The organism is Actinocrinis sp., from assembly GCF_035946395.1.
In the GTDB taxonomy this organism is placed as follows: Bacteria; Actinomycetota; Actinomycetes; order Streptomycetales; family Catenulisporaceae; genus Actinocrinis.
The window spans coordinates 1-4,747 of the sequence record NZ_DASYZI010000386.1 but is presented as its reverse complement, the minus strand read 5'-3'; the positions used below and the strand labels follow the sequence as shown (position 1 = coordinate 4,747).

Genomic DNA, 4,747 nt, shown 5'->3' with positions numbered 1-4,747 from the left:
TGGACCGTCCGCTGGGTGTATTTGTCGACTTAGCGCCACGTGCTCGTGGGCTGCTGGCGCCGGGTGTACGTCCAGTCGCGTTGAGTTACGTCGGGTTGTGGGCAGCTTGAGTTTGCGTGCTCGCGTCCTCGCGCGCTTGTGCTTGTGCTTGCGCGTGCATGCGCTCTCTGCCCTAGCTTGGCTCTGCCTTGGCTTTCAGCCGGTGTTGCGTAGGCCGGCCGCCACGCCGTTGACGGTGAGCAGCAGCGCACGGGTGAGTTGCGGCTCGATCTCCTGGATCTGCTGGCCTGACGCGACCGCCTCGCGGTGCCGCTTGATCAGGGCGACCTGGAGGTACGAGATCGGGTCCAGGTAGCCGTCGCGGGTGCGCAGGGTGCGGGCCAGGACCGGGTCGTGGCCGAGCAGGCGCGTTTGGCCGGTGACCCGCAGGACCTGCTGGACCGTCAGCTCGTGTTCCTGCTTGATCGTCTCGAAGAAGTGCTGCAACTCCTCGGGTACGAGCTGGTCCACGTAGCGGGCGGCGATGCGCAGGTTGGTCTTCGCCAGGGTCATCGAGACGTTCGACAGGAAATTGCCGAAGAAGTGCCACTGCTCGAACATCTCGGCCAGCACCTCGGCGTGCCCGGCCTCGTACGCCGCCGCGAGGCCGGTGCCCACGCCGAACCAGCCGGGCACGATCTGCCGGGACTGGGTCCAGCCGAAGACCCACGGGATCGCGCGCAGCCCTTCGAGACCGGCCCCGGAGTCCGGGCGGCGCGACGGGCGCGAGCCGAGGTGCAGGTCGCCGAGCTGGTCCACCGGGGTCGACGCGAGGAAGTACTTCGGCAGGTCGGGGTGCTCGACCAGGGCGCGGTACCTGGCGTGGGCCGCGTCGGAGATCCCTGACATCGTCGCCGTCCAGCGGGCCAGCGCGTCGGCGCTCTGGCGCGGGCCGAGGTGCAGGACGGAGGCCTCCAGCGTCGCCGCGACGGTCAGCTCCAGGTTCTCCCGGGCCAGCGCCGAGAGGGCGTACTTGTCCGAGATGACCTCGCCCTGCTCGGTGACCTTGATCTCGCCCTCCAGCGTGCCCCAGGGCTGGGCCAGGATGGCGTCGTGCGTCGGGCCGCCGCCGCGGCCCACCGTGCCGCCGCGGCCGTGGAACAGACGCAGCCGGATGCCGTGCCGGTGCGCCACGTCGCGCAGCTTGCGCTGGGCCAGGTGGATCTCCCACTGGCTGGTGGTGATCCCGGCCGCCTTGTTCGAGTCGCTGTAGCCGAGCATCACCTCCTGCACGTCCCCGCGCAGCCGCACCAGCTTGCGGTACGACGGGTCGCTCAGCAGGTCGTCGAGGATGTTGTCGGCCTGCCGCAGTTCCTCGACCGTCTCCAGCAGCGGCACGAAGCCGATCGCCGCGCGCTCGCCGCGCAGGTCGACCAGCCCGGCCTCGCGGGCCAGCAGCACCGCCGCGTAGACGTCGTCCACGCCCCGGCACATCGAGATGATGTAGCTCTCGATCACGTCCGGGCCGAAGCGGTCGATCGCCTCGCGGATCGCGGTGAAGATCCCGAAGGTCCGCGCCGCGGCCGCGTCCAGCAGCGGGGTGGCGGCCGCCGGGTCCGGTTCGCGGTGGATGGCCACCGGCAGCAGCGCGAGCGGCCGACGCGAGCGCAGTTCCTTGGCCAGCAGCCCGGCGCGGTAGTCGCGCGGCATGTCCTCGTAGCGCCAGGACTCCCCGCCGAGCCGGTCGATCAGCTGGCCGACCGCGTGGTGGTGCGCGTCCGCGTGCTCGCGGATGTCGAGCGTGGCCAGGCGCAATCCGAACGCCGAGACGGTGCGGATCACCTGGTCGAGCGAACCGCGCGCGATCAGCTCGCCGCGGTCGGCCAGCAGCGAGTCGCGCATCAGCAGCAGGTCGGCGATCAGCTCCCCGCCGTTGAGGTAATCCTGCGCCGGCACGTGCGGACGCTGCTTGGCGATGCGCTTGCGGGTGTTGATCAGCTTCTGCCCGACGCAGATCGCCTTGAGCCGGTACGGCTCCTCCTGGTTCAGCCGCTTGTAGCGCGGCGCGATGTCGTCGAGCGCCGCGAGGTCCGCCTCGACCGACGCCTCAAGCTGCGGCGTCACCTTGGCGATCCGCTTCGAGGTGGACAGCGCCGAACGCAGCTGCCCGACCACCTTGAGCGCGTCCTCGATCGCCCGCTCGTGTTGCAGCGTCAGGATCTCCAGCGTCAGCTGCGGGGTGACGTTCGGGTTGCCGTCCCGGTCGCCGCCGATCCACGAGCCGAAAGAGAGCGGACGGGCGTCCACCGGCAGTGCGACGTGGATCCGGTCAAGTTCCGCGGCCAGCTCGTCGAGCACGTCGGGCACCACGCTCGCGTGCATCTCGTCCAGGTAGTACAGCGCGTTGCGTGCCTCGTCGGTCGGCTCCGGCCGGGAGACCCGCAGCTCGTCGGTCTGCCACAGCGACTCGACCAGCTCGGCCAGCCGCCGCTCGGCCCGGCGGCGGGCCACCGGGTCGCCGGAGCCGGTGAACGGGTTCGCGTCCAGCAGCAGCGCGATCCGCCGCAGCTTCGCCAGGATCGTGCGGCGCGCCGCCTCGGTCGGGTGCGCGGTGAAGACCGGGCGCACCGACAGGTAGGAGACGACCTCCTCGACCCACTCGCGGGTGACTTTCGACTCGGGGTCCTCGATCGCCGCCGCGATCCGGTCGATCGCCTGGGACAGCCAGGAGCCGACGGTGGCCCGCTGCGTGTGCAGCTCGCGTCCTCGGTGCACCTGTTCGGTGACATTCGCCAGATAAAAGTACGCGGAGAAGGCGCGTACCAGCCGGATCGCGGTGGCCAGGTCGATCTCGGCCAGTCGGCGGGCCGCCCGCTCGCCGTCCGCGGGATCCTGCGACCGGGTCAGCGCCCGGATCTCCTCGACCAGGTCGAACAGCTCCTGGCCCTCCTGGCGCACCAGGGTGCGGCCGAGCAGTTCGCCGAGCGACTTGATGTCGGTCCGCAGGGCCGCGTCCGGAGAGTGGGGCTGGTCGGCGGAGTCGCGCACTTCGGGCTGGGGCATGGCACATCCTCGGCTGGTCGGCAGCTCTGCGGGCGGACCACGCTGTCCACACTGAGGGCATCTTATGCGGCGAACGTCACACTTTCGTTACCTGCTCACCCGATGAGACGCGACGCCGGATTCCGCCGGATCGGTCGAGGTTTGACGAGCTATGGGTCAGCGCCGCCGCAGGTGGGCGGGCAGCGCCGAGCCCAGGTGCGGGGCCGGCTCCATGGGGTGGGCGTGGCCGCCGCGCACCGCCGCCTCCGAGATCTCGGTGATCTGCGTGGGCAGCGCCACCAGATGCCTGGCGAAGTCGTCGAAATCGTTGCCGACCCGGTGCAGCAGTTCGGCGCAGACCGAGGCGGCGTCGCGTCCGTCGTTGTCGCGCGGGTCGTCGTCGTCGAAGTACCAGACCGAGCCGAGGTCGTTGCCGCGGATCTTCAGCGCGAGCATCCCGCCCTGCACGTAGCCGATGCCGAGGTACTCCTCGGTGAACCGGTCGTAGAGCGACTGGTTCGCGTAGACCAGGTCCTGGTGCGGGTCGGAGCGGCGCAGCCCGAACAGCCAGCCGTCCGCGATGAAGCCGCAGTTCAGGTTGACCGCCGGGACCAGCGGCCGGCCGCCGTCGGTGCCGCCGAGGAAGCGCCGGTAGGACGGCGGCAGCGGGAAGCCGAGCTGCGATTCGAGCTGGAGCAGCGCCTCCTCGGGCACCGACCCTGAGCGCTCGAAGGCGACCGGTTCGAGCATGCCCTCGTGCCAGAGCCCTGTCTTGGACGGGTCGGACTGGAGCGTCGCGATGCCGCCGTGGTGCCGGAACGAGGCGCTCAGCTCGGCGGGCACCAGGTACATCCGGCGGCTGCGCGCCTCGTGCACCCACGTCCAGCCCTCCGGCGTCACCGTCGGCGGGCGGCCCTGCTGCCACAGCGGGTCGCCGTCGTCCGCGCCGATCAGGTTCGCCGCGATGACGTCGGTGACCCGCACCTCGTCGGACGAGAGCCCGGACGGCGGCTCGGCGATCTCCACGGCCGCGCGCGCGTACACCGAGAAGTTCGGGTAGCCGTGCAGATCGACGTAGACGCCGCGCGGGTACTTGCGGTCCAGCTCCGGGTCACTGAACTCGATGAGCCTTCCGGCGAACTGCCCGTTCGGTATCGCGGCGCGTGTCGGTGAACCCATGCCCGATCCTTGCGTCATGTTCTCCAGCCTTTTTCCCGGACCCTCACGTCCACCCGGACACGACACTCGACTGCTTTAACGTCAGTCGAACGGTACCCGGCTGGAGACGCTGTGCGGTAGGCGGGAGTGCCTTCTCGGCGCAATTGGGCTCGTCGAGCTGGCGCAATCGGGTGCTTCGGGCTCATTACGGCCGGCCTCGCCGAACGCGGCGTAAGTGGCGGCAACGCGCCTGGCGCTAATACGTTCGAACGTACGCACGGGTCGCCCGGACTGCGTACCCTGGATTGGTCACCCCCTGTTCCTCACGGACTGGGGGCAGTACGCGTGCCCGCCATGGAGGGGGTGCTTGAGACGTGGAGTCGGGGTCACGGCGCCCGCCACGCACGCTCGCCGCGTTGTCGCGACGTCCACGGACCTCTAGTCCGAGGACGTCGCTGCGCCTTGCGACCGCACGCGCCGGACACCGCGCCCTGATCCGACCGCACGTCTCAAGCACGCCCTAGGAGTTCCACCCATGCCACTGCCCGGACTGCTCGGCCCCGTCGCG

The 4,747-nt window shown here is 70.4% G+C and carries 2 protein-coding genes; both read right to left on the bottom strand.

Annotation, left to right across the window (positions count from 1 at the left end; translation table 11 throughout):
- Window positions 1-195: 195 nt before the first annotated feature.
- Entirely contained in the window at window positions 196-3,042 is a 2,847-nt protein-coding gene (gene ppc / locus VGS97_RS23935) for a phosphoenolpyruvate carboxylase (protein WP_326855886.1), read from the bottom strand.
- A gap of 156 nt (window positions 3,043-3,198) precedes the next feature.
- Window positions 3,199-4,200, bottom strand: coding sequence for an SMI1/KNR4 family protein (locus VGS97_RS23930; protein WP_326855885.1), 1,002 nt, complete (start codon window positions 4,198-4,200; stop codon window positions 3,199-3,201).
- Window positions 4,201-4,747: the final 547 nt, after the last annotated feature.